Origin of the sequence: Shewanella sp. T24-MNA-CIBAN-0130 (genome assembly GCF_040310185.1) — a bacterium.
Lineage (GTDB): Bacteria > Pseudomonadota > Gammaproteobacteria > Enterobacterales > Shewanellaceae > Shewanella > Shewanella psychromarinicola.
On record NZ_JBEOPP010000002.1, the window covers coordinates 119,463 to 145,235 of the forward strand.

The window sequence follows — 25,773 nt, forward strand, 5'->3', positions numbered from 1 at the left end:
CTTTGTTCAGGCAAAATCACGAGGATGAGATGGCTAAAAAAAATACCAGCAGCGGTCAGGTGCGGATTATTTCAGGTCAATGGCGATCTCGTAAGTTACCGATCCATGATCTTGAAGGTTTACGCCCAACAACTGATCGCGTACGGGAGACCTTATTTAATTGGCTTGCAACCGATATTCGTGGTGCCAGAGTGCTCGATTGTTTTGCTGGCAGTGGTGCATTATGCCTTGAAGCATTATCGCGTTATGCCAGCTTTGCCAAAATGATTGAACTGCAAAAAAATGCGGCCAACCAACTTAAGCAAAACCTCGCTACGCTGCAGTGTCATAACGCTGAAGTGATTAATGCTGACAGTTTACAAATCCTTGCACAAGGCACGACTGAAGGATTTGATGTGGTTTTTATCGATCCCCCTTTTCGCAAAGCATTAGCCATTAAGACCATTGAGCTATTGGCGGCACATCATTGGTTAAATAATCATGCGTTAATTTATGTTGAAACAGAATCAGAGTTAACAATCTGTAATGTCCCAGCTAATTGGATCCCCTTAAAAGAAAAATTTGCTGGACAAGTATGCTACCGCTTGTATCAATATCAACAAGCTGGATCACTTAATGCAGAGGCCAATGAAAGTGTCCAAGATTAAACAAGGTTCCATAATAAAACAAAACCGCTTGATCACAGATATCGTGTTAATCGGTAAAACCGCCACATTATCGATGTGGATGTTATTTGCTTATAGCTGTGTCATCCCTTTTGACTCAGGCGCGACGGCACTACTGCTGGCCGTGGCAAGCATCACAGCCTTAATGCACACCTTGCTACTTTTGCTTGTGTTAGCGCGTAAACCCTTAAGGTTTCGCCACCAATATAGGGCCATCCTATGCTGGGGTGTTTTCGGCTTACTCTCCCCTACAGAGCCGGCCACAACAGGCAATCTTTAACAGATCATCTCTACCAGACAATTCGTAAAAGGCAATCCCTAAAAGGTAATCCCTAAAAAACAGTGATAAAAAAACCCACTTCGATGAGTGGGTTTTTTTGCCTATAAACTAAAACTAGCTTTTAGGGTAAGGATGCGCGACGCCTTTATGACAATCGACACAGGTCTTTCTAGATTCAGGTGCTTTTTTAAAGTTCATACTGTGCATTCTTACTGCCATTTTCTTCATCGTATCGGGTTGATCTTCATAAATACGAGTATGGCAATGCTGACAGTTAGCAGAATCATTGCTGCGGAAGTATTCTAAGGCAAGATCCGCTTGTTCTTTACGGTTCTCATCTAACCATTCTTGAGTCATAAAACCATCGATGGTCATTAAACCAATCAAATCTTTAGACACAACGATTTTCTTCAGTAAATAAGCAAATGGTCCATGAGGTAAGTGACAATCTTGACATTGCACGGTAATACCCGCACTACCGCCACCATGAGCTGACGCCATAACTTCATCTCTTAACGAATGGTCTCGGTGACATGTCATACAAAAAGCATCACTACTTGTCGCATGCAAAGTCTGTTGTGTTGCAAAATAGCCGACTACCCCAACAATTACACCCACCACAATAAGGGCAATAATTGAGTACTTCGCGCTTGGTTTAAATAGTGCACGCCAGTTCATTGTTCAATCTCCGTAATAGCAAAAAATGGAATTCTAATATTTATTTGTCTAGTTTAGGATTTTTAGAAATTAGAAAATTGATTTTAGTCGCTATTTTGATGATTGCTTATCGAAAATATATCGAAAATGCGAGCTAGATCGCTACTTTAGTTTGTGCTGCATCAAAAAAGGAGCCGATTGACCCCTGTAGGAACTTACTTGCTAGAAAGTGGATCAAATGCAATGGCTGTAACTTGATAGCTAAACGTGCATCAAATGTAATGGTAAAAATTATCTTGTCAGTAACATCAGCCTATATCCTAAGCTGACCATGACAAAAAATGCTGGTTTTAGGTTTATGCGCCAAAGGCTGCAATTACATACAGCCTTTAGCTCCATTAACCTTTAGCGCTAATGCTTAATGATGACTGTGTTTTGACTCCGTTGCAGGCTGATCATTTTTAGCCAATAACTTCATACTGGTAATGCAAGTGCGGCTGTTTTCATCCGTTGATATGACTTCTTTAGCTTCTCGGTATACGCCATTTTTGTCACCATGATGAAAAGTGAACGCTAACTTGCGATCCCTAGGGACCCAAAAATCAATAAACCCGTCGGGTTGAGTGGTGACCATTTGATTGAGAATTTCCTCTCCGGTGGCGACATCAATAGCCGACATATGCATTTTTTCGCCGACCAATTCACCAGTACATCCCGTTGGAACATGGTTGGTGCACGGGTGAGTTTGACTTAAGAAAGGGGCAATAGATAAGAAGAATTGATCTTGTGGAATAGCAACCGATGCAGAGCTGCCATTAGCAAATGAAGCCGTGATCTTATTGGGTAGCACTTTAACAACAATACCTTGATCATTTCTATATAATGAATTTGCGGTTAATACTGCTTCTTTATAATTTAATTGTTCAAAATGTTGTGCGTCCATAGGCTCTTGTGCTTGAACAAGGGTGCTAGCACCAAGCATGATGAAGCTGCTGATCAATAATTTTTTAAACATAATAGTACCTTTATACGTCATAGTTCGGGACATTGAGTGTTGAAATACACTCAGCATCCTCCCAAAAAAAGAGCTGTGTTGATTGTGAAATACGGTGTTTTTTTGGAATAAACGATTAAGGCGGTGGGGACTGATCAATTAACATAACGGAGGTGAAATTAAGCAGCGGAGTTGGGGTAAACTCCATCGCGACTTTATCGAAAGTAAATCCTATCGGCATCAATGCACAGGGCGCGCTATGCCAAATATCACAATGGCTGCATTTGTCGCAATTGTGTTTATCTGACGGTTCACATGGAGAAATAGCTTGAACCGTGGATTGCTGAGATAACGGCATTGAATCTGCTATAAATGCTTCGTTATCATGGCAATTGCAGGTACCGGCGCCGGTTTCATCAGATGTTGAAGCATGGCCCATGTGAGTCGATAACTGTTTTGCCGTCGACATGGAGACTTGGCTGTTTTCATGACAAGCAAGTGTACTATTCATCGCCATACTTGAGGACGTTAATCCTTGTAAGATGAGGGCAAACACTACCAGCAATGTTGTGGTTAGTTTCATGAATTCAACCGAGTGGATAATGACCTTTAGCCTATCATTGACCTCACTCGTGACTAAGATAAATTGCTTAAAACTATGAGTCACTTAACAGTTAATAACATTTTGATGGCCATTTATCGCCATTGGTTCCCTCGTAAACAAGGTTACAAACAAACTAATAATAACAATAATAAGGCTCATTTTAATGCATAAAACCGCAAGAACAGTTCATAAATGGCTGATGCTATTACTCGGACTGCAGTTTGTTATTTGGCCAGTGACGGGGGCATACATGGTGTTTATGCATATTGACTATATCCATGGGGATCCGCTAATAACTAACCCTCAGATAAAAATCAATCCCGATAAACTGCAGTACTCGTTGGCACAACTGTTACAGACTTACCCTCATGCTGAGCAAATCAGTGTGGGTAAGCTGATGGAGCAAGACGTATACCGTTTTTCAATCCCAAGCCAAACAGCGACTCAGCAGGTATTATTAAGCGCACAAACCGGTGAGCGTTTATCGCCACTAAATCAAACGACGGCCATTGCATTAGCCCAATATTATTACGCAGGTAATGAGCCTATCGATGAGGTGAGCTTACTGACCGACAATCCACCTTTTGAGCTGAGTGATCGACATTTACCCGCTTGGCGGATTAATTTCGAGCATTTCTCCGCACCATCAATTTATATCTCTGCCGACAGTGGACTTATCGTCGGTAAACGTCATGCCTTTTGGCGGATATTTGACTGGATGTTTCGCTTTCATGTGATGGATTATGGCGATGCTGAAGAGGTCGATAACCTGTTGTTATTTTGGATAGCATTGTTATCGACATTCGCCACTATTAGCGGGCTAGTATTAACTTACTTCAGGGTATTTGGGCGCAAAAGCAAACGTAAGCCCATGTATAGTAAGCGTAAAAATATATTTAAAAAACGCAATCACAGTGGAGCAGCCTAATGTTTTGGATCAGAAAACTGCATAAATGGGCATCGGTCATTGTGGGCATTCAATTACTGCTTTGGTTAATCAGCGGGCTGTATTTTAATCTTATGGATCACAATAAAGCCCAAGGCCTTAGTTACCGAAGCGATGCTCACGCCGTGGTGGCGGTAGACACTCATCGTTTGGTTGAACCTAAAATGGTTTTAGGTGCCTTTAAACCAAGCGTGTCACTCAACTTGATTACTTTATTAGATAAACCTTACTACTTATTAACCCATGAAAAAGGCTTATATAAACATCTTCGCCATGACTACACCTTGATTAATGCTTATCAGGGTAAACCGGTATTGATTGACGTCGAATTTGCGCAACGACTGGCCAAAGAATCCTATTCTGGCGAGGCTCAAATCAGTTCGACACATCTACTGATCCCGCCATTGGACGACTTTCCTAAACAGCAAAATGACACTTGGCAGATAAACTTTGCCGATGACATTGCCACCAGCGTTTATATTGAAGCCCAATCGGGCCGACTTGTCGGTCACAGTGATGAGCACAAACGTTTAGCCGAAGTGTTTTTTATGCTCCACTTTATGGATTACTTTAATGAAGGCGGTTTTAATAATATTCCTATTAAGATCTTTGCGTTTATCACCTTATGGTTAACCTTTAGCGGATTTATTTGGGTAATCGACATGTTGAAGCGCCACAAATACCGGCCTAAGTGGAAACCAAAATCAGCATTGTCTAAACGTGAAACCACGCTAAATTAATGAAATGGAATGTGTATCACACGATACCGACTATAAAGCGCTACCATTATGTTAAATAAAATGGGTATGATTGCTTGAAATATTTTTACTGATATAAAGGTCTGTTAAATTAGACCCTACAAACGACTTGGTTAAGGTTAAATGAGAGCAACGCTGTCAAACTATTGGATCATTGCAATGACTTTGCTGGCACTTGTCGGACAGGGGTTGCTGACTAATGACAGTTTTATGGTGCCAATGGCCCATGCAAAAATGGCTCAACAGACTGCGCCTTCAGATAGGCATGCTCACGATGATCTTGCTCAGCAGAGCATGTCGGTAAAAACCGACCGGGCAACCAACACCACAGCCGCAATGCCTCAAAAGGCAACGAAAAACTGTCATGATAATATGGTCAATGATGTGAATGACCCCATTAGCGCATCGGCACCGCAAACCAGCTGTTGTGATGGTTCGGGCTTTTGCAGTCTTGATTGCCATCATTGTTTGACCATTTCACTGGTAGCTAACCTTATTGACATTCAATTGCCGATGGCCAGCACCCCAATCCATTCGACATCAATTACCATGGTTGTTAACCGTGTTTCAATCGCTTTCCCTCCCGCGTTTCGCCCACCTATCGCTTAATTCAATTGATGATTTTTGTGCATTGAGCACATCCAATATAATTATTTTTTAGTATTTATTATCATGATTATTATCATGATTATTATCATGAATATCGAGGTTGTTATGAAAAAATTCTCCTTTTCTAGTGTGCTGTTAGGCGCGTTGATTGCCGTTATGCTCCCCGTCGCTCTGACATCACCAGTGGTTTATGGCGCAGAGCACGATCATGCCCAACATCAGTCAGCGACCAGTAAAACCTATACTTGCCCGATGCACCCTCAAGAAACCAGCGATAAAGAGGGACGTTGCCCCATCTGCAATATGTTTTTGGTCGTCAAAGATGAGCAACAAGAGTCTATCGTTGACGACAGCCAACATCATTCAGCAGCGGCCAGTAAAACCTATACTTGCCCGATGCACCCTCAAGAGACCAGCGATAAAGAGGGACGTTGTTCCATCTGCAATATGTTTTTAGTCGTCAAAGATGAGCAACAAGAGTCCATCACTAACGACAGCCAACATCATTCAGCGGTCAGTAAAACCTATACTTGCCCGATGCACCCTCAAGAAACCAGCGATAAAGAGGGACGTTGTCCCATCTGTAATATGTTTTTAGTCGTCAAAGATGAGCAAGACGAATTTACCGCTGACGACAGCCAACATCATTCAGCGGTCAGTAAAACCTATACTTGCCCGATGCACCCAGAAGAAACCAGCGATAAAGAGGGACGTTGTTCCATCTGTAATATGTTTTTAGTCGTCAAAGATGAGCAACAAGAGTCCAGCGCTGACGACATTCAACATTCAATGGCTAACATGTAAAGTGCTATTGCAATAGAACAAAGCCTAGCAGGCAAGATCAATTGATCCTTCTGTGCATCGAGCACATTCAATATTATTGTTTTTAGCGTTTTCATCATGGCTATCATGGTGAATATCGAGGTTGTTATGAAGAAATTCCCATTTTCTAGTGTGCTATTAGGCGCGATTGTTTGGGTAATGATCCCCGCAGCGCTCACATCACCAGTCGCTTATGGCGCAGAGCACGATCATGCCCAGCATCAGTCGCAAGCCAGCAAAACCTATACTTGCCCGATGCACCCTGAAGTGATCAGTGATAAAGAGGGAAGTTGTCCCATCTGTAATATGTTTCTCGTCGTCAAAGAGGATCAAGATGAGTCCAGCGTTGACGACACTCAACATCCAATGGCTAACATCAAAAGTGTCAGTCAGACAAACAAAAGCCAAGCAGACAAGGTGTTTGAGCAACCTAAGTCCGCATTACTGCCCACGGCAAATAACAAGGACAACGCTAAGGTAAAGTATGTCTGCCCAATGCATTCGCATGTGGTGTCCGATGCGCCTAGCACCTGCCCTATTTGCGGCATGAACCTTGAGAAAGTGACGGTGGCCGATGCCACCCAGAAAATCGGCAGTGCTGAGCTTGGCGGGATGCAACCATCAATGGCTAACATGAAAAGTGTCAGTCAGACAAACAAAAGCCAAGCAGACAAGGTATTTGAACAACCTAAGCCCGCATTACTGCCCACGGCAAATAACAAGGACAGCACTAATGTAAAATATGTCTGCCCAATGCATTCGCATGTGGTGTCCGATGCGCCTGGCACCTGCCCTATTTGCGGCATGAACCTTGAGAAAGTGACGGTGACCGATGCCAGCAAAGAAATTGTGGTTGGCGTGTCTGGCGGTATGCAACAGGCACTGGGGATGCGAAGTCAGGTGGTTGAAAGAACCAGTTTATCTAGCCAAGTAAATACCATAGGCACAGTGCAATATAACGAAAATGCTATTGGCCATGTGCATACTCGTGCAACCGGATGGATAGAAACGCTTAAGGTGAATGACGTGGGACAAGAGATAAAAAAGGGCCAACTATTATATGAGCTTTACTCGCCCGAGCTAGTCAATGCCCAAGACGATTATTCCCAAGCACAAGACTACCTTAAACAAGATAACGAGCGTGGCAGTAGTTTATTGCTTAAAGCTCGTAAACGCTTAGCACTATTAGGTGTCGATAGCACGGTGATTAATCGCTTAGAAAAAACCGGTGAAACCATTTTTAAAGTGCCTTTTTATGCCCAGCAAGATGGCTTTATCAGTAAGTTAACGATCCGTCCCGGTATGTATATCCAGCCAGGCGATACCTTGTTTGAAATCGTTAACTTAGACAGTGTATGGGTCATTGCAGATGTATTTGAAAACGAGCAAAGTTGGCTACAAAAAGGCCGCAAAGTCACTGTCAGCGCAGCAGCGCTGGGACTGTTTGATATTGACTCGACGATTGACTATATCTACCCCGAATTAGATCCCGTCACCCGGGCTATGCAGGTACGGATCAAACTCAATAATCTTAACGACAAGCTCAGACCTGGCAGCTTAGTGGATGTCACCTTATTTGGCCTTCCTAAGGATAATGTGCTCACCGTCCCAACAGAGGCGCTCATTCTTACTGGCCGCGAGAACCGTATTGTGGTGCAACGCAGTGATACTAGCTTTGCTTCAGTGCCGGTAAAAATTGGCATGATAGCAGACGGTAAGGCCGAAATTTTAGACGGGCTGAATGAGCATGACAAAGTGGTCATATCTGGACAGTTTTTACTAGACTCAGAAGCCAGTATTCAAGGCAGTTTACAGCGTTTAACGAGTAATGATTCAACCACCCAAGATTCAACCCAAGATTCAACCACCACCGATGCTCACCAGCACTAAGGAGCACGCCAATGTTAGCAAAAATTATCAGTGCTTCAATAAAGCAACGCGTCATGGTGTTGATACTCACGGCCGTTATCGCGTTAGTGGGTTATCAAGCCATGCGCATGACACCTCTGGATGCGCTACCTGACTTATCAGATGTACAAGTCATTGTTAAAACCTCATACCCAGGCCAAGCTCCACAATTAGTTGAAGATCAAATTACCTACCCATTGTCATCGGCTATGCTTGCCGTGCCGGGTGCCAAAACGGTTCGCGGGTTCTCCATGTTTGGCGATTCATTCGTCTATGTCATTTTTGAAGATGGCACCGATATTTATTGGGCACGTTCACGAGTATTAGAATACTTATCACAAACCCAAGATCAACTGCCTGCTGGCGTCACGCCAAGCATTGGGCCAGATGCATCTGGTGTAGGTTGGATTTTCCAATACGCCTTAGTCGATCGCAACGGACAGTATGATTTAGCCCAATTACGTTCATTACAAGATTGGTTTTTAAAGCTTGAATTACAAAGTGTTGCAGGAGTATCAGAAGTTGCCACCGTTGGTGGCATGGAACAAACTTATCAAGTGGTTGTCGACCCGCATAAGTTGGCCCTGTATCAAATCGATTTAATGACCATTAAAAACGCCTTAGATGTCTCCAATAGCTCAACTGGTGGCTCGGTCATTGAAATGGCCGAAGCAGAATATATGATCACCTCAAGTGGTTATCGCCAAACCATTGCCGACTTTGCTGAAATCCCCTTAGGCATTTTGTCTGAAAACGGCACGCCGGTATTAATGAAAGACGTGGCCCAATTAAGAACCGGCCCGGCAGCGCGGCGCGGCATTGCAGAGCTAGATGGTAAAGGCGAAGTCGTCGGCGGTATTGTAGTGATGCGCTATGGTGAAAATGCGCTTGAAACCATTAATAATGTGAAGAAAAAACTCGAGCAAATCAGTAATGGACTCCCTGATGGTGTTGAGTTAGTCACCACTTATGACCGCTCAGAGTTAATCTTGCGCTCAGTCGATAACCTTACCCATAAAGTGCTTGAAGAAATGTTGGTAGTCGGACTCATATGCCTACTGTTTTTACTGCATGCCCGCTCAACCTTAGTGGCGATTATCACCTTACCTATTTCAATTTTAGTCAGTTTTATCGCCATGAATATCATTGGGGTCAATGCCAATATTATGAGTTTAGGCGGGATTGCCATTGCCATTGGTGCCGTGGTTGACGCGTCGATTGTGATGGTCGAAAACACCCATAAACATTTAGAACATTATCGTCAAAAACACGGTAAGGCTCCTGAGGGAGAAGATCACTGGCAACTGGTCAAAGAAGCCTCAATTGAGGTCGGCCCAGCGTTATTCTTCAGTTTGCTTATCATCACCTTAAGCTTTACGCCGGTATTTGCCCTTGAAGCGCAAGAAGGACGTTTATTTCATCCACTAGCCTTTACTAAAACCTTCGCCATGGCCGCATCGGCAATCTTAGCGATCACTTTAATTCCAGTATTAATGGGTTATTTTGTCCGCGGAAAAATCCCTGATGAACGTAAGAATCCTATCAGTCGAGTATTAATTGCCATATATCAGCCATTACTTAAATGGGTACTGCATTTCCCTAAAATCACCATTGGATTGGCGATTATTGTCCTATTCAGTGCTTACTACCCATTAAGCCAAATGGGCTCAGAGTTTATGCCCACCTTAGAAGAAGGTGATCTACTCTATATGCCGACCACCCTGCCCGGTGTCAGCGCAGGCAAAGCTGCAGAAATATTGCAGCAAACAGACCGTCTGATAAAAACCGTTCCCGAAGTCAAAAGGGTATTTGGCAAAGTAGGCCGCGCAATGACCGCGACCGATCCCGCGCCGCTAACCATGCTCGAAACCACCATTATGCTCAAACCCACAACTGAATGGCGTGATGGCGTAACCTTAGAAAGCATTATTGAAGAACTGCAACAAACCGTGCGTATTCCAGGGATGACCAATGCTTGGGTGCAACCGATTAAAACTCGCATCGATATGCTGTCTACCGGTGTTAGAACGCCTGTTGGCATAAAAATATCGGGATCGAATGTTGAGGAACTGCAACGGATTGGCGCTGAAATAGAAGCGGTAGTAAGCAAATTACCTGGAACAGTATCTGCATTCTCACAACGCAGTAGCGGCGGCCGTTATATTGATATTACCCCAGATCTTAAAAATGCCGCACGTTATGGCATGACCTTAAAAGACATCCAGGATGTAGTGCAAATAGCCATTGGCGGTATGACTATTGGTGAGTCGATTCAAGGTCAAGAGCGCTATCCCATCAATATTCGTTACCCACGAGAGTTACGTGACAATATTGAGAAGCTCAGAAATTTACCTGTGCTGACTAAAACGGGTAAGTACTTACCGTTAAGTTATTTAGCCGAACTCAAAATCATTGATGGCCCCCCTATGTTAGCCAGTGAAAATGGTCGCCTTATCTCATGGGTGTTTGTCGATCTAAAAGACATTTCTATCGGCGAATATATTATTGAAGCTGAAAAGGCACTCAAGCAACAAATTACTCTACCTGCGCGCTACAACTATAGCTTTGCTGGGCAGTACGAGTACATGCAACGGGTTGACGCTAAAATGAAAATGGTGATCCCATTAATGATTGCGGTGATTTTTATGCTACTGATGATGACGTTCAACTCAGTAATACAAGCATCTGTGATCATGCTAAGTTTGCCTTTTTCATTGGTGGGTAGTGCATGGCTGCTCTATGGGCTGGACTATAATTTTTCAGTCGCGGTATCGGTCGGTATGATTGCACTAGCCGGGGTCGCCGCCGAATTTGGCGTGGTAATGCAGGTCTATCTCAATAATAGTATTAAGGCCTATAAGCAAGCCGACAACTACCACAGTAAAGCGGATTTAACCGCCGCATTACTCGACGGTGCAGTAATGCGAATTCGGCCTAAAGCCATGACAGTCGCCACCATCTTTTTTGGTTTACTGCCGATAATGTGGGGTAGTGGTACGGGTAATGAAGTCATGCAAAAAATTGCCGCACCTATGGTGGGCGGCATGGTAACAGCGCCGCTATTGTCGCTATTTGTTATCCCGGCGATTTACTTGCTTATTTACGGCCGCACATTACCTAAGCAATAACGACAAACGTTAACGCTAAATACATTCACCCTAGAAACAACAATCCTCAAGTCACTCGGTGACTTGAGGATTATTTTTATGAGCGTTTATACTCATCTTATTGGTACTTACTAAATGGTTTTGATTTAGTTAACCTCTACTCAGGTTAAAAGATGGGGGTTATTGACGTTTAAGTGACTCATTTAACTGATCGACTTGATCTTGCTGCTTTTTACGGCAGGTGGCAATATCGTCTGGGTGACCATACTTGCAAGGATCGCTTGCCAGAATGGCTCTAGGAAGATTAATCACCATATAGTCAGTGTCATTTTTATTGTCATCCCCATTGCCAGCCTTACCAATACGGATTGGATTTGTTCCACTACAAGCCGTTAGCAGCACTAAACTCGATAACAATGTTAATTGAATTATCAGCTGCTTCATTGTTGTAATATCCCTTGTTTTTCACGTGCGAGAATTACCATCCGAAACATACCCCATGCCATAATGACAGCACCAGTAACCAACATAATATTGATGAGTACAGGGTTGGCTAACATAGGTAAAAAGTCTTGGTTAAATCCGGCAAATATTCCGTAAAGTCCTAGGCCAAATAGTAATGTACCGGGAACATCGGTAATGGCCACTATCAGCATACTGCGGTTAATTCGTGCTAATGCGGCTTGAGTTGTTTCTTGGGTCATAGACTCATCCTTGGGTTTTATTCATCCTTTAAAGCCACTCGCAATGACATAGTTTTTTGCTTCAAGTTCCAATTCTGACCTTTATTATCCGTGATTATGTTGTGGGATCCAATAAAGTTATAATTGAGAAAAATCCACCTTGTGGATCAGTAAGAACAGAGAAACGACCTACATCAGGAATATCGGTCGCAGGCACACAGATGGTAGCTCCTAGACTTTTGGCTTTTGCAACTGAAGCATCGCAATCGTCGACAGCAAAATAATTCATCCAATGCGCAGGAGCATCGCCCCATTCTTCAGTCATTTCCAACATGCCACCAATGGCTTGCTCGCCGACATACAATTGCGTGTATTCAAACTCAGCCATGTCAGCTAGCTTGGTTTGGTAGCCTAATACATGGCTATAAAACTGTTTCGCGCCAGCGGTATCACGACAAGCAAGCTCAACCCAACATAGGGTATTTGATTCTTGCGATCGCTTGATGCCAATATGGTCTTGGCCTTGCCACAATGCAAAACGACAGCCTTCTGGATCTGTGCATAGCGCCATTCGACCAGCATCTGCGACAGAATGAGGCCCCGCAATAATCTCACCTCCAGCTTGAATCACAGCCATAGAGGTAGCATCGACATCATCGACCGCAAAATAAATTGTCCAATGAGTAGGTAATGCCTCCATTTCTGCCGGCATTGGGTACATTGCCGCAATATCATCACCGTCTATTTGCAGCATAGTATAATGCCCTTCTGGCATGGGCATATCATCGGCTTCCCAGCCAAATAATGCCTGATAAAATGCTTTACCTGCCGCCCAATCATGAGTCGCTAGTTCAATCCAGCAAGGTTGTCCTTGTTGATACTCTTGTACCTGCATTATCATCATCCTCTATAAAAAATAGTTGCTTTTATATGGCCAACATGAAACGTGTCTCATAAGTTAAGTCGATATCAGCAGAAAAGCAAAAAGCCTTCAAACGAAGGCTTTTTTGAACAATTATAATTCTATGTAACAAGTTAAGATTATTTAAATACCGGTAAGATATCCGCCATTGCCAGTAAGTGACATGTTGCTGTGATCATCCCAAACAACACCACCAGTACAATCAGCGGAGTCCCACCTGGCACCTTAAAACCGTCGGCATTGGGATATTGTTGCCTCACTTTATAAGCCAACAAAGCGGGTACAATAACGGCCCATATGGTGGCCGCAAGCGCAGCAAATCCAATCGCTAAAATAAATCCATTCGGAAATAATAAACCCAGTATTGTCGGCGGTATAAACGTAACCGCGGCCGTTTTAATCCGTCCGGTGCGTGAATCATCAAAATTAAAGAGATCGGCAAGGTAGTCAAACAGCCCGAGTGTCACCCCTAAAAATGATGATGCAACGGCAAGATTGGCAAACAGGGTTAACATGTTATCAAGCCATTGGCTGGCAATCACCCCCGACAAGGCCGCGACTAACACCCCGATATTGCCCCCTTGCGCAATAATATCGGCAAACTGGCTGCGTTGAATATTGCCCATTGTCGCCACTAACCAACACACATAAATAACCAATGCGATACTGGTTCCAGTAACGATGGCTTTCACAATCGTATTGGCATCTTTACCGTAATACTTTACTAAGCTCGGCACGTTACCGTGATAACCAAAACTGGCCAACCCAAAAGGAATAGCAGCGAGTAAATAAGGCAGATAACGCGACTCACCATCGGGTGACGCCAATTTCACCGTGTCAATGTCGATTAATAAATTACCGATAGCCAAGAAGAAAGTGATCATCATACCACCGAGCATGATGGTGGTGATCCGATCGACCGCTTTAGTACTGATAAACACCACAAGTGCCAAGACAATAGCAAAAACCAAACCCGCCACGCTCTGAGGCAAACTAACACCCAGAGCCGATAAGCTGTGATTAACAATCGACCCGCCACCACTGATATAAGCATAGGTTAAAATATACAACACAAAGGCAATAGATACGCCGTTAATCACCCGCCAAAACTGCCCTAGAGTTACGCGGGTTAAGGTGTCAAAACTATCGCCAGGTTCAAAATGCAAATTGGCTTCTAATAACAGCAAACCCGACATTAACATGCAAAACCATACACCTAACAACATGGCTAATGAATAACCAAACCACATTCCTGCACTAACGACCGGCAAGGAAAACATGCCCGCACCGACTGTGGTCCCAGCAATAATCATCGCCCCACCCAATACTGACTTACCGCTAGCTCGATGCTTTGCTGCATTCATGTGGTTGGCCATTATTGTCCGTGCTCCGCTGCCACACTATCAACAATGGTTTGTCTTACTGAAGAACTGAGTAATTTATTGGCATTATCTCGAATTCTTATCACTTCAGAACGATTCTCGACACTGCATAAATATCCCAATTCTTTTAGTTTCACGCTCAAGGTGTTATACAACTTTTTATCATAAAATTCTGGTGCGGTAATGCCATGTAGAGCCCCTAAACGTTGGGCTAACATATGACTATCGGTTTCCAATCCTGAACGCTCAAGCTCCGGATTTATCGCCAGTAAATTAAAGATAATGGCATAGCGTTGCAACGTCTCATTGATGGTTTCAGCAAGCAGTAACACTTGAGTAATATGGTGAGGCGTGATCACCAACTGATCGCTACCGCTCAACAGACCTTGTTCAACCATAAAGTCTAAAATGCAATCTACATGTTTAGGAACATCATCAATACCCATAAAAAGTTCAGCTTTAAGTAATGGGTAAAAATCCATCACTATGGCATGGATTCGGGTGCGATCGCACACATCATAGTGCACTAAACAACTGGCGATGAGTGAAGGTAATGCCATTAAATGAATAATATTATTACGGTAATAACTCATGGTAATAGCAACTTTTTCATCAACCGAAATTATCTCGCCAATAAGGTCCTTAGTACTGACAAACTTATTTAACGACAGACAATGATCAACAATTGACTTGCCATTACCCTCTGCAACGGATGCGTAATGGGTATAAGGCACTGTGTTAAGTAATGCTAAATACAAATCAAGCTGACGTTCTAACTGGCTTCTTTCTAATGCATTTTGCTCTGATGCCAATAACACTAAACTGGTCAATGTCACCGAGCTGGCCGCAGCAGCGCCGTTGATATTGGTCATTACACGATTGGCTAGTAAGTTGACCGATGGGGTAAACCATGATGGTTTCTGATCAGGATCGTTCGCAATCTCTTTACGCCATTCTGGCGCCTGCTCGTTTAAGAAATGTTGTAAATTAATCGGCTCACCAAAGTTCACATAACCTTGGCCAAAATTGCCTAATTTACGCAGAGCCCCAAATAACTGCCAAACAGATTCTTTTTTCTTTTTCTTACCGCTTAATTCTTTATGGTAAGTGGCCACTTCCATCACATGGTCATAACCTAAATACACAGGCACTAAGGTCACAGGGCGTTCAATGCCACGTAACACACTATTAATAGTCATCGCTAACATACCGGTTTTAGGCGCTAGCAAACGCCCGGTACGAGAACGACCACCTTCAGTGAAATACTCGACCGAATAGCCCTTAGCAAATAACTGATCTAAGTATTCACGAAATACTGCGGTATAGAGTTTTTTTCCATTAAAACTACGACGGATAAAGAATGCTCCGCCACGACGGAACATAGGCCCAGCAGGCCAAAAGTTAAGATTAATACCGGCAGCAATGTGCGGTGGAACCATACCCTGATAATACAAAATATATGACAACAGTAAGTAATCCATATGACTACGATGACAAGGCACATAGACAATTTCATGGCCGTCATGATGTAACTGCCTTATCTGTTCTGCACCTTTGATATTGATACCACTGTATAATTTGTTCCATAACCAAGTGAGGAAGCGCTCGGCAATGCGCACAAAACTATCAGAATAGTCAGCGGCAATTTCATCAAGGTATTCAATGGCGGTTTCACGGGCTTTCTCGACAGATACTTTTTTGTTTACCGACTCTTCTTCAATGGCTTTCTTGATTGCATCAGATTTAAGTAACGACGCAAAAAGCACTTGCCGATTCGGTAATTGCTGCCCTGTCATCACTTTGCGTTGACGGCGGAAATGCACTCGCGCAACACGGATTAATTTGTGAGCAATTCTTTTATCGGTACCGTGTTCATCAGCCATAAGACGAAGCGATAATGCATTAGAAAACTGTACAAAATTGTGGCGACCTAGAAACAAAATCATTAGCCATTTTCGCAGCCAGGTCGGGTTTTCCCTTTCAAAAAAAGCCGCTTTCATGCTGTCATCTTCTTTACCCGGTGTGCGACCCCAATAAAGGCTCACAGGCACCAACTGAATATCTAACTCAGGACATTGACGATGAAGCGCTAACAGACTGGTAAAACTATTAATAAATTTTTCACCGCTTTCGCGTTTACCAAAAAGCGGTTTGCGGCCTTCAAGACAAACGATGCGTGATACTTTGAGGCCATCCAATTGCAGTGGCTCATATGGACTGGGCATACCAAAGCTCTCAGTGATTTCGCTTAATGCAGCGGCATCACTGATTGATTCTGTTTTCATAACATAAATCAGAGGTTTAGATGGATCTAAATTAAGATCGTCAAAAGGATCATGTGGCACAACAACCGTGAGTACCATCGATTTTTGAATCCATTTTAACGCTCGTAAAAATATTGAATCTGGTTTTGACATGGTTATTTTCGCAACATAAGCCACTGTAATATTGTCGTATAGGATACCAGAAACCAGCCTGCTTACACTATCAGACCGATTTATCTTTACGCTTGAGTTCTCACTATCAGAAATAACATCAGACAATCAATACACAATAACTAATAGAAACAGGTTGTTGAATGATACTTGACCAACAATATTCAAAAAAGAGTTGGTTAATACTTGCACGAACAAAAACACTGTATATAATGACAGTCACTGTATAAAAAGACAGGAACCATCATGAGACCGTTAACGCCGCGCCAAGCAGAAATTTTAGACTTAATTAAAAACAATATCACCGAAACAGGTATGCCACCCACTCGTGCTGAAATTGCGAGTCGTCTTGGCTTTAAAAGTGCTAATGCCGCCGAAGAGCATTTAAAAGCATTAGCCAAAAAAGGTTTTATCGAGATCATACCTGGTACCTCGAGAGGTATTCGTTTACCTCATGAAGAACAGCTTGAAATCGGTCTGCCACTCATTGGACAAGTTGCTGCTGGAGAGCCTATTTTGGCGCAAGAGCATGTAGAACAATATTATCAAGTCGACCCAAATATGTTTAAACCCGCCGCAGATTTTTTATTACGGGTTCGTGGTGATAGCATGAAAAACATTGGTATTTTAGAAGGCGACTTGCTCGCTGTACATAAAATGCAACAAGCGCGTAATGGTCAGGTTGTGGTGGCGCGTGTTGATGATGACGTCACCGTAAAACGATTCGAACAAAAAGGTAATATGATTTATCTGCATGCAGAAAATGAAGATTATAACCCGATAAAAGTAGATTTAAGTTGCCAAAGCCTAACCATCGAAGGGCTTGCAGTTGGCGTTATCCGTAATGGAGATTGGTCATGAACAAACTAATGGGCGTAGCGCCACGTCACCCAGGCTTATGGGTAGATTTAACTGAAACAGATCTGCATGGCAACCAAACCATTCAAACATTACAAACTGTCACCCAAGGTGAAGCAGAACTGAGTCAATTGTGTAGCCAACTGGCGACGTTGAGCCAACAAGGCAGATGGATTGTATTAATTAGTCCACCTCACATAGGCTATAAGCATATGCTGGCCAGTGCTGGAGTGAGAATGGATCGTATTTTACTGGTGCACACCAAAGATGAAGTCGAAACATTATGGGCCATGGAAAAAGCTCTCACGAGCGGAACTTCTAGTGCAGTGGTTACTTGGACAAGTTCACTCGATGCTCGCGATAGTCGTCGATTGGAAATTGTCGCTAAGAGCGCGCGAGCATTAGGCGTGGTAATTGAAGATGTGAATGCTCACTTACCTCACAAACATCAACTTGTTAACTCTACATTAACAAGTGGAGCAGGTAATTTTTGCTCATTTCACTAAGCATAAATCCTTAATTACCAAGCCCTGCATTGAATTCAGGGCTTTTTTTCATCTTTTTTTAGCCTATTTACCAACAAAGTGATCTTGATCAATGTTTAATCTACAAGTAATGTGGTTAACAAGGATGAAACATTCTTCATCTTTAATTGGATAAAATGACAGTAATCAAGATTACTGTCAGACAAATAATCCAAATAGAAATTGATAAGTTCAGTCGTAGGTACAAGCGTGGTGCACAGCTAACAATAAAAGCGTAGACAGTCTGTATACAACCACCAGAGTACTTTGAGTTCATCAAGCTTTTTTCGGGAACCGAAGAGTTTGCATAGAGCTGAGATTTACTGTGTGACTTTTCTTTGTAGTTGCTATTTTGCAATTAGCAGGGGAGTAGTCTTGTGAAGCAATGGTTGTATTTTTTATTGGTTGTGTGGGTAGCACTTCCGCTTGGGGCAACAGAAATGCCCCTCAACATGACCCAAGGCGTGACGGATATCAGTGGTAAGGTTTATGACCTCCATATGACGATTCTTTACATCTGTTGTGCTATTGGGTTAGTGGTGTTTGGGATCATGATTTATTCGATGATTTATCACCGCAAATCAAAAGGTGCCGTTGCGGCCAATTTTCACGAAAGTACCAAAGTGGAAATTGCTTGGACCGTCATCCCTTTCATTATCTTAATCGGAATGGCTATTCCAGCCACTAAAACCTTAATTGCCATGGAAGATCCCAGCGATGCCGATCTGACCATCAAAATTACTGGGTCACAGTGGAAATGGCACTACAGCTATTTTGATAAAGACATCGAATTTTACAGCTCATTATCCACCCCCAGAGAGCAAATTGATGGCCGTGAGGCCAAAGGCGAAAATTACCTCCTTGAAGTCGATAAGCCGCTAGTACTGCCCATCAATCAAAAGGTGCGTTTCTTGATGACATCTGATGATGTTATCCACTCATGGTGGGTACCCGCTTTCGCGGTTAAAAAAGATGCCAACCCAGGCTTTATCAACGAAGCCTGGACTCGTATTGATAAGCCTGGAACTTATCGCGGTCAATGTGCTGAGTTATGCGGTAAAGACCATGGATTTATGCCTATTGTGGTACAAGCCTTATCGGAGACTGATTTTGATAATTGGTTAGTTGAACAAAAACAACTGGCCAATAATGCTGCAGTCGCTGCAGCCGCATCAATGTCACAAACCTTGTCCCTTGAAGAGCTAAACACGCAGGGCGAGCAAGTGTACATAGCGCGGTGCGCCGCTTGTCACCAACCTAATGGGGCGGGTCTTCCCGGTGTATTCCCATCATTGATTGGCAGTCCTATCATAAAAGGCCCTGTTGACGATCACCTCAATATTGTATTAAACGGTAAACCAGGCACCGCAATGCAAGCCTTTGCCAAGCAACTTAGCGCCATAGAAATTGCCGCAGTGATTACCTTTGAGCGAAATGCTTGGGGCAACAACAGTGGCGATGTTGTTCAAGCAGCTGATGTGGGTAACTTCTCAAGTAGTAACGCGTCAAGCACTGAGCCGATCGAGGTCGTAGCCGATGCAGCAAGTACCATTGCCGCAACAACGACAGACATTACCGATGCGGCCACAGAAAAAACCACTCAAGCTATAGAAGCCGTTGCCAAGGTTGTGACACCTGAAGTTGTTGCAGCGGCAGATCTGCCCACCTTAACCTTGGAGCAATTAATCGCTGAAGGTGAGCAGGTTTATGCCACTGTTTGTGCTGCATGTCACCAGGCCTCTGGCGCTGGTTTACCCGGCGCTTTCCCTTCACTTATTGGCAGCCCTGTCGTTAGCGGACCGGTTAGCGGACATATCGATATCGTTATGCACGGCAAACCAGGCACCGCAATGCAAGCATTTAGTAGTCAACTCAGCCCTCAAAAAATGGCGGCAGTGATTACTTATGAGCGCAATGCGTGGGGCAATAATTCTGACGAGGCGGTGCAAGCTGCCGATGTCGCTAGCCATGGACAGTAGGGGAAAACAATGAGCACAACAACGCACGATACAATTGCTACCGCTCATGATGATCATCATCACGGAGCGCCGAAAGGGCTAATGCGCTGGCTACTCACCACTAACCATAAAGATATCGGCTCGCTGTATTTATGGTTTAGTTTCATTATGTTTCTAACTGGCGGTGCGATGGCTATGGTCATTCGAGCTGAGTTATTTCAGCCGGGATTACAGCTAGTCGAACCTAACTTTTTTAATCAGATGACCACAGTTCATGGTCTTATTATGGTCTTTGGCGCGGTAATGCCAGCTTTTACTGGATTAGCTAACTGGTTAATTCCAATGATGATCGGTGCGCCAGACATGGCACTACCGCGGATGAACAACTGGAGTTTTTGGATTTTACCGTTCGCCTTTTCCATGTTACTAGGTTCGCTATTCATGGAAGGTGGTGGTCCTAATTTTGGTTGGACATTCTACGCCCCACTCTCAACCACTTATAGTCCTGACAGCACCGCTTTGTTTGTATTTGCCATTCATATGATGGGGATCAGTTCGATAATGGGCGCCATTAACGTTATCGTGACCATAGTCAATATGCGCGCCCCTGGTATGACATGGATGAAATTACCGCTGTTTGTGTGGACTTGGCTTATTACCGCATTTTTACTGATTGCGGTGATGCCAGTGCTTGCGGGCGCGGTCACCATGGTGTTAACCGATAAGTTTTTCGGTACTAGCTTTTTTGATGCCGCAGGTGGCGGCGATCCGGTGATGTTCCAGCATATTTTCTGGTTCTTCGGTCATCCTGAAGTTTACATCATGATTTTACCGTCATTCGGCATTATCTCGGCGATTGTTCCGACCTTTAGTCGTAAAAAATTGTTTGGTTATTCCTCTATGGTTTATGCCACTGCCAGCATTGCCGTGCTGTCATTCTTGGTGTGGGCACATCATATGTTTACCACGGGTATGCCTGTGTTTGCAGAGCTATTTTTCATGTATTGCACCATGTTAATTGCTGTCCCTACTGGGGTGAAAGTGTTTAATTGGGTGGCAACCATGTGGCGCGGTTCGATGACATTTGAAACACCGATGCTCTTTGCGGTCGCGTTTATCATCCTGTTCACCATTGGCGGGTTTTCGGGTCTGATGCTGGCAATTACCCCTGCTGATTTCCAATATCACGACACTTACTTTGTGGTGGCTCATTTTCATTATGTGTTGGTCACAGGGGCGATATTTTCCATTATGGCAGCGGCATATTATTGGCTGCCCAAATGGACCGGTCATATGTACAACGAAACCTTAGGGAAATGGCATTTTTGGTGTTCGGTTATCTCCGTCAATGTACTATTTTTCCCGATGCATTTCTTAGGCTTAGCAGGCATGCCGAGAAGGATCCCAGATTACGCTGTACAGTTTGCCGATGTAAATCAAATTGTATCAATTGGTGGGTTCGCATTTGGTTTATCTCAGTTTATTTTCCTCGCGGTGGTACTCAAATGCATTAAGGGTGGCAAACCCGCTGGAGATAATCCTTGGCAAGCAGCAGAAGGCTTAGAATGGTCGATTGCCAGTCCAGCGCCATATCACTCGTTTACCACTCCGCCGGAGATTAAATGAGATGACGCAACCAACAAGATCAAATCGTAAGTTATTAATCATGCTGATTGCTGGATCAATTGGTATGTTTGGATTTGGTTTTGCGCTGGTACCGCTTTATGACGTGCTCTGCGATACATTGGGTATAAATGGCAAAACCCAAAATAGTGCCAGCAGCTATGAAGCGGTGGTGGTTGATAAAAGCCGAACCGTAACCATTGAATTTGTCACCCAAGTTCAATCAAATATGCCGTGGGAATTTAGCCCTAAAGTTAACCAAATAAGCGTGCATCCTGGTGAGCTTACTCACGCACAATTTTTGGTTAAAAACCTGTCTTCACGCGACACCGTAGGCCAAGCGATCCCTTCGGTATCGCCTGGCCAAGGGGCGGCGTACTTCAATAAAACGGAATGTTTTTGCTTTAATCAACAACCCTTAGCAGCGTCTGCCACAGCAGAATTACCACTGATTTTTTACGTGGACCCTGATTTACCAGCGTCCATTAATACATTGACTCTCTCTTATACCCTTTATGACATCACCGATAAACAAGCGATCGACATAGAGCAAGGAGCAGCAAAATGACAACAAAGTATCAACCTTATTATGTACCATCCCAAAGTGCGTGGCCGATAATAGGTGCTATTGGTTTATTTTTAATTGCGTTTGGTGCTGGCAATTATATACAACAATTAACCACAGAAAAAACCTCTGGGGGTTACATTTTACTCGCGGGTTTGGCCGTCATTATTTTTATGATTTTTGGCTGGTTTAAAACCGTTATTGATGAGTCCATGGCTGGATTGTATTCAGCGCAAATGGATCGTTCGTTTAGACAAGGAATGAGCTGGTTTATTTTTTCTGAAATTATGTTTTTTGGGGCATTTTTCGGCGCACTCTTTTATGCACGCATGATTTCAGTGCCTTGGCTTGGGGGCGCATCAAATAATGCCATGACTCATGAAGTGTTGTGGCCTGCCTTTGAGGCTATTTGGCCACTGGTAAAAACGCCTGATGGTACCGCAACCGAAGCCATGCCGTGGACGGGTTTGCCATTAATCAACACCATGATACTGCTAACCTCATCGGTTACATTACACTTTGCCCATACCAACCTCGAAAAAGCCAATCGTAAACCCTTGATCATCTGGTTAGCGCTGACGGTTATTTTGGGTATTGCATTTCTCGGTTTACAGGTTGAAGAGTATAGCCATGCTTACCAAGAAATGGGGCTAACACTCTCTTCTGGTGTATACGGTAACACCTTCTTTCTGTTAACCGGTTTTCACGGTATGCACGTGACGATTGGCACCCTGTTCTTAATTATTTTGTTACTCAGAATTGTCAAAGGGCATTTTACGCCCGACAAGCATTTCGCTTTTCAAGCGGGAAGTTGGTATTGGCACTTTGTTGATGTGGTGTGGTTATGCTTATTCATCTTTGTCTACGTGTTGTAAATCAACATTAATAAGGTCTGGGGTTAGGCTGAATGTAGCCAAGCCCTAAGGCCACCAGCAACACCACAATCACAGCAATAGAAAACAACACTCGGCGACCTAGAAAATGACTCATAGGTTGCTGATGTTGCCCTTTAACCATAATAACTAAGGCTCTACCTAAGTTAAATAATATGAATAAAAGCAACGAGACTAAAACTAACTTAACAATGAAAGGGGTTGTCACAGGCAATCCTTTTAGCAGTGTGGGTGTGTCTCAAATATTATTGGTAATCATTACTTTGGTCGTGTTTGGCTTATTGGTCAAGCTAGGATTATGGCAATTATCACGGGCAGCGTTTAAACAAGAGTGGCAAAGCACATTACTTCAGCGCCAACAGCAGCAAGCTCTCACTTATGAAGACATGTTGGCATTGGTTGAATCATCAAAGCGACAAACCGCCTCTCAGCCAGAGGCGTCTTTACTGACGGGTTATCGCTTATCGATTTATGCTAAACCAGCCAATAACACCGTACTGCTGTTAGACAATCAAGTGTATCAAGGCCAAGTGGGCTATTTAGCTTACCAAGTATTTGAGATAACGCCTGATCAACCTTGGATATTAGTTGAACTCGGCTTTGTTCCAGCAAATAAAGATCGTCGAATATTACCGGAGCTCACAGCGTTAAAAGTCGATTACTACACACTATTGGGTCGGGTATACCAAAAGCAAACCAACCCATTAAGTGATCAATTATATCCGGAGAAGTTAGCAGATATAGATGCCCCGCTACGTTTTCAAAACATCAACATCGCGGCATTGGCTGACATGTTGGCTCATCCGCTGATCTCTGTGGTACTGCAACCAGAGAATGTCCCGAGTTATAACTTACCTCAACCCTGGGTGCCGATCCCACTATCGGCGCACAAGCATCAAGGTTATGCCTTGCAATGGTTCACGATGGCAGGAGTCTTTTTAGGATTAATGAGCTGGATAGCATTTCGACAATTTCGACGTTAAGCCTCGTCGTGAAAAATTAACTTAACAATAATATCAAAATGATAAAGAGGAGATGGAATGAACTCCCTACCTAAAAAAAGCAATAAAGCATTAATAGTATTACTGCTGGTATTTATTTTACCGGTAGCTTTGGCCAAATTAGTGTTAAGCCTAGAACTGTATAATGGTGCGGCGACTAACAAGGGGGCGTTAATCACTCCCGAAGTAAATTATGCCAATTTAGCCATGGACAACCCCAAACCACACGTATGGCAAGTGCTGTTTTTTCTACCTGAAACGTGCAATGAACAGTGCCAAGAACGCCTGTATATTTTACATCAAAGCTATATCGCACTGGGTAAAGATCGGGATCGTGTTACCCCTATCATTGTGGTTAATAACAGCAGCGACACCAAGATACTTAAGCAATTAAATATCGGCTTCGATCAAGTAAACGCCAATCAAGCACTGGCAACCATGCTGACAGAGCAACGTCTAGTTATTGTCGATCCTCTCGGAAACTTGGTGATGCAATATGACAATGTGATAGGTCACGACGCCAATATCGCCCAAGGCAAAGCCATGATTGCTGATTTACGCAAAATGCTTAAGTTGTCGAGGGTAGGCTAATGGCAATTGAGCGATTAATCAAATTCACTTTGGTGTTTACCTTGGCGGTTATTCTAATGGGCGCCTATACACGCCTGTCAGATGCCGGATTAGGTTGCCCAGACTGGCCGGGATGTTATGGTCACTTGGCCTTTCCAAGTGCAAGTCATGATTTAGCCAACATTGAGAGTCGTTTTCCTGATGCTCAAATTGAGCCTGAAAAGGCATGGCTGGAAATGATCCATCGTTATATCGCCGGAACATTAGGCTTAATGGTTTTAGCCATTTTAATTTTATGTCTTAAACAGCCTCAAGCCCCCAAAAAACTTCCCATCTTTATTGCTGGGCTCATTGTGTTTCAAGCCGCGCTTGGCATGTGGACTGTCACGATGAAATTAATGCCTATTGTGGTTATGGCACACCTTATTGGTGGTTTTAGCCTATTTGCCTTGTTACTACTCTTGTATCTACGGCTAAAGCCATTACGGATCCCCGGAGGTGATACCTATGCTCGTAAGCTGATCCCGTTAGCATTAGTCAGTTTAGGGGTGTTAGTCATTCAAATTATACTCGGCGGCTGGACCTCATCCAATTACGCTGCGCTTGCCTGCACCACGTTGCCCATTTGTGAAGGGAATTGGGTCGATAACTTACGTTTTGCCGATGCTTTTTCACCATTTCAAGGCGATCATCCTAGTTTTGAATTTGGCGTATTAGACTACGCAACTCGAATGACTATTCATATTAGCCACCGAATTTGGGCGGTTGTTACCGCCATAACCCTGATCGTACTGGCACTAAAATTACGTTATGCCCAATCACACATTATGCGTAACAGTGGTTACTTATTAGTGTTGTTAATCATAGTTCAAGTCGGACTGGGTATTAGTAATGTAGTGATGAATTTACCCTTGGGTATCGCGGTATCACACAATGGAGGCGCAGCCTTATTGCTGCTTACCTTAGTCTTTATTAATTATGCCTTATGGCGCAAAGCATAGGCGAGGAA

The 25,773-nt window shown here is 43.5% G+C and carries 26 protein-coding genes; 17 read left to right on the plus strand and 9 right to left on the minus strand.

Features of this window, described 5'->3' with window-relative positions; all coding sequences use genetic code 11:
* Window positions 1-29 precede the first annotated feature (29 nt).
* Complete coding sequence (gene rsmD, locus AAEZ02_RS01545) at window positions 30-647, plus strand: 16S rRNA (guanine(966)-N(2))-methyltransferase RsmD (protein WP_124012712.1); 618 nt, start codon at window positions 30-32, stop codon at window positions 645-647.
* A complete protein-coding gene (locus tag AAEZ02_RS01550; protein WP_351121698.1) occupies window positions 634-945 on the plus strand; it encodes a DUF1145 domain-containing protein in 312 nt (103 codons plus the stop codon). Before rsmD ends, AAEZ02_RS01550 begins: the two co-directional genes overlap by 14 nt.
* 114 nt (window positions 946-1,059) lie before the next feature.
* On the opposite strand, the gene AAEZ02_RS01555 is transcribed toward AAEZ02_RS01550, so the two are convergent.
* From AAEZ02_RS01555 to AAEZ02_RS01565, 3 genes are all read right to left on the minus strand, one after another.
* Entirely contained in the window at window positions 1,060-1,623 is a 564-nt protein-coding gene (locus AAEZ02_RS01555; RefSeq protein ID WP_101033150.1) for a NapC/NirT family cytochrome c, read from the minus strand.
* 397 nt (window positions 1,624-2,020) lie between these two features.
* Window positions 2,021-2,617, minus strand: a complete 597-nt coding sequence (locus AAEZ02_RS01560; protein WP_101033151.1) for a CueP family metal-binding protein — start codon at window positions 2,615-2,617, stop codon at window positions 2,021-2,023.
* Window positions 2,618-2,732: 115 nt separating this feature from the next.
* Complete coding sequence (locus AAEZ02_RS01565) at window positions 2,733-3,179, minus strand: hypothetical protein (RefSeq protein WP_124012715.1); 447 nt, start codon at window positions 3,177-3,179, stop codon at window positions 2,733-2,735.
* A gap of 184 nt (window positions 3,180-3,363) precedes the next feature.
* On the opposite strand from AAEZ02_RS01565, the gene AAEZ02_RS01570 reads away from it, so the two are divergent.
* From AAEZ02_RS01570 to AAEZ02_RS01595, 6 genes are all read left to right on the plus strand, one after another.
* Window positions 3,364-4,128 carry a PepSY-associated transmembrane domain-containing protein gene (locus tag AAEZ02_RS01570; protein WP_351077248.1) on the plus strand — a complete coding sequence of 255 codons (765 nt, stop codon included), beginning with the start codon at window positions 3,364-3,366 and terminating at the stop codon, window positions 4,126-4,128.
* Window positions 4,128-4,886, plus strand: a complete 759-nt coding sequence (locus AAEZ02_RS01575) for a PepSY domain-containing protein (RefSeq protein WP_351077245.1) — start codon at window positions 4,128-4,130, stop codon at window positions 4,884-4,886. The genes AAEZ02_RS01570 and AAEZ02_RS01575 overlap by 1 nt, the downstream gene beginning before the upstream one ends.
* Before the next feature lie 177 nt (window positions 4,887-5,063).
* Window positions 5,064-5,513, plus strand: a complete 450-nt coding sequence (locus AAEZ02_RS01580; RefSeq protein WP_351077242.1) for a hypothetical protein — start codon at window positions 5,064-5,066, stop codon at window positions 5,511-5,513.
* A 105-nt stretch (window positions 5,514-5,618) separates the two neighbouring features.
* Window positions 5,619-6,317, plus strand: coding sequence for a heavy metal-binding domain-containing protein (locus AAEZ02_RS01585; RefSeq protein ID WP_351077239.1), 699 nt, complete (start codon window positions 5,619-5,621; stop codon window positions 6,315-6,317).
* A 126-nt stretch (window positions 6,318-6,443) separates the two neighbouring features.
* A complete protein-coding gene (locus AAEZ02_RS01590) occupies window positions 6,444-8,225 on the plus strand; it encodes an efflux RND transporter periplasmic adaptor subunit (RefSeq protein ID WP_351121701.1) in 1,782 nt (593 codons plus the stop codon).
* An 11-nt stretch (window positions 8,226-8,236) separates the two neighbouring features.
* Entirely contained in the window at window positions 8,237-11,371 is a 3,135-nt protein-coding gene (locus AAEZ02_RS01595) for an efflux RND transporter permease subunit (protein WP_351121703.1), read from the plus strand.
* 159 nt (window positions 11,372-11,530) lie between these two features.
* Here AAEZ02_RS01595 and AAEZ02_RS01600 read toward each other — a convergent pair whose 3' ends face one another.
* The 5 genes from AAEZ02_RS01600 to plsB all read right to left on the minus strand — a co-directional run bounded on the left by AAEZ02_RS01600 (window position 11,531) and on the right by plsB (window position 16,754).
* Window positions 11,531-11,794 carry a hypothetical protein gene (locus AAEZ02_RS01600; protein WP_124012720.1) on the minus strand — a complete coding sequence of 88 codons (264 nt, stop codon included), beginning with the start codon at window positions 11,792-11,794 and terminating at the stop codon, window positions 11,531-11,533.
* Window positions 11,791-12,054 carry a hypothetical protein gene (locus AAEZ02_RS01605; protein WP_124012721.1) on the minus strand — a complete coding sequence of 88 codons (264 nt, stop codon included), beginning with the start codon at window positions 12,052-12,054 and terminating at the stop codon, window positions 11,791-11,793. Before AAEZ02_RS01605 ends, AAEZ02_RS01600 begins: the two co-directional genes overlap by 4 nt.
* A gap of 94 nt (window positions 12,055-12,148) precedes the next feature.
* Entirely contained in the window at window positions 12,149-12,928 is a 780-nt protein-coding gene (locus AAEZ02_RS01610; protein WP_124012722.1) for a VOC family protein, read from the minus strand.
* 146 nt (window positions 12,929-13,074) lie between these two features.
* On the minus strand, window positions 13,075-14,331 hold the full coding sequence (mtr, locus tag AAEZ02_RS01615) for a tryptophan permease (protein WP_124012723.1): 1,257 nt from the start codon (window positions 14,329-14,331) through the stop codon (window positions 13,075-13,077).
* On the minus strand, window positions 14,331-16,754 hold the full coding sequence (gene plsB / locus AAEZ02_RS01620) for a glycerol-3-phosphate 1-O-acyltransferase PlsB (protein WP_124012724.1): 2,424 nt from the start codon (window positions 16,752-16,754) through the stop codon (window positions 14,331-14,333). The genes mtr and plsB overlap by 1 nt, the downstream gene beginning before the upstream one ends.
* 264 nt (window positions 16,755-17,018) lie before the next feature.
* On the opposite strand from plsB, the gene lexA reads away from it, so the two are divergent.
* The 6 genes from lexA (at window position 17,019) to AAEZ02_RS01650 (ending at window position 23,175) form a co-directional block, all read left to right on the plus strand.
* Window positions 17,019-17,633, plus strand: coding sequence for a transcriptional repressor LexA (lexA, locus tag AAEZ02_RS01625; RefSeq protein ID WP_101033162.1), 615 nt, complete (start codon window positions 17,019-17,021; stop codon window positions 17,631-17,633).
* A complete protein-coding gene (locus AAEZ02_RS01630) occupies window positions 17,630-18,136 on the plus strand; it encodes a cell division inhibitor SulA (protein WP_124012725.1) in 507 nt (168 codons plus the stop codon). The genes lexA and AAEZ02_RS01630 overlap by 4 nt, the downstream gene beginning before the upstream one ends.
* Window positions 18,137-18,531: 395 nt before the next feature.
* Entirely contained in the window at window positions 18,532-20,133 is a 1,602-nt protein-coding gene (gene coxB, locus AAEZ02_RS01635; protein WP_351077221.1) for a cytochrome c oxidase subunit II, read from the plus strand.
* A 9-nt stretch (window positions 20,134-20,142) separates the two neighbouring features.
* On the plus strand, window positions 20,143-21,738 hold the full coding sequence (gene ctaD, locus AAEZ02_RS01640) for a cytochrome c oxidase subunit I (RefSeq protein WP_101033165.1): 1,596 nt from the start codon (window positions 20,143-20,145) through the stop codon (window positions 21,736-21,738).
* A gap of 1 nt (window position 21,739) precedes the next feature.
* Entirely contained in the window at window positions 21,740-22,303 is a 564-nt protein-coding gene (locus AAEZ02_RS01645; RefSeq protein ID WP_124012727.1) for a cytochrome c oxidase assembly protein, read from the plus strand.
* A complete protein-coding gene (locus AAEZ02_RS01650) occupies window positions 22,300-23,175 on the plus strand; it encodes a cytochrome c oxidase subunit 3 (RefSeq protein ID WP_101033167.1) in 876 nt (291 codons plus the stop codon). The genes AAEZ02_RS01645 and AAEZ02_RS01650 overlap by 4 nt, the downstream gene beginning before the upstream one ends.
* A 7-nt stretch (window positions 23,176-23,182) precedes the next feature.
* On the opposite strand, the gene AAEZ02_RS01655 is transcribed toward AAEZ02_RS01650, so the two are convergent.
* Complete coding sequence (locus tag AAEZ02_RS01655; RefSeq protein WP_124012728.1) at window positions 23,183-23,401, minus strand: DUF2909 domain-containing protein; 219 nt, start codon at window positions 23,399-23,401, stop codon at window positions 23,183-23,185.
* On the opposite strand from AAEZ02_RS01655, the gene AAEZ02_RS01660 reads away from it, so the two are divergent.
* Genes AAEZ02_RS01660 through AAEZ02_RS01670 form a run of 3 tightly spaced genes read left to right on the plus strand, consistent with a single transcriptional unit; the run spans window position 23,349 to window position 25,765 of the window.
* Window positions 23,349-24,176 carry an SURF1 family protein gene (locus AAEZ02_RS01660; protein ID WP_124012729.1) on the plus strand — a complete coding sequence of 276 codons (828 nt, stop codon included), beginning with the start codon at window positions 23,349-23,351 and terminating at the stop codon, window positions 24,174-24,176. The two genes, AAEZ02_RS01655 and AAEZ02_RS01660, sit on opposite strands and share 53 nt — an antisense overlap.
* A 57-nt stretch (window positions 24,177-24,233) precedes the next feature.
* Window positions 24,234-24,785: a redox-active disulfide-containing membrane protein gene (locus tag AAEZ02_RS01665; protein ID WP_101033170.1), complete on the plus strand. Its 552-nt coding sequence runs from the start codon at window positions 24,234-24,236 to the stop codon at window positions 24,783-24,785.
* On the plus strand, window positions 24,785-25,765 hold the full coding sequence (locus AAEZ02_RS01670) for a COX15/CtaA family protein (protein ID WP_124012730.1): 981 nt from the start codon (window positions 24,785-24,787) through the stop codon (window positions 25,763-25,765). The genes AAEZ02_RS01665 and AAEZ02_RS01670 overlap by 1 nt, the downstream gene beginning before the upstream one ends.
* Window positions 25,766-25,773: the final 8 nt, after the last annotated feature.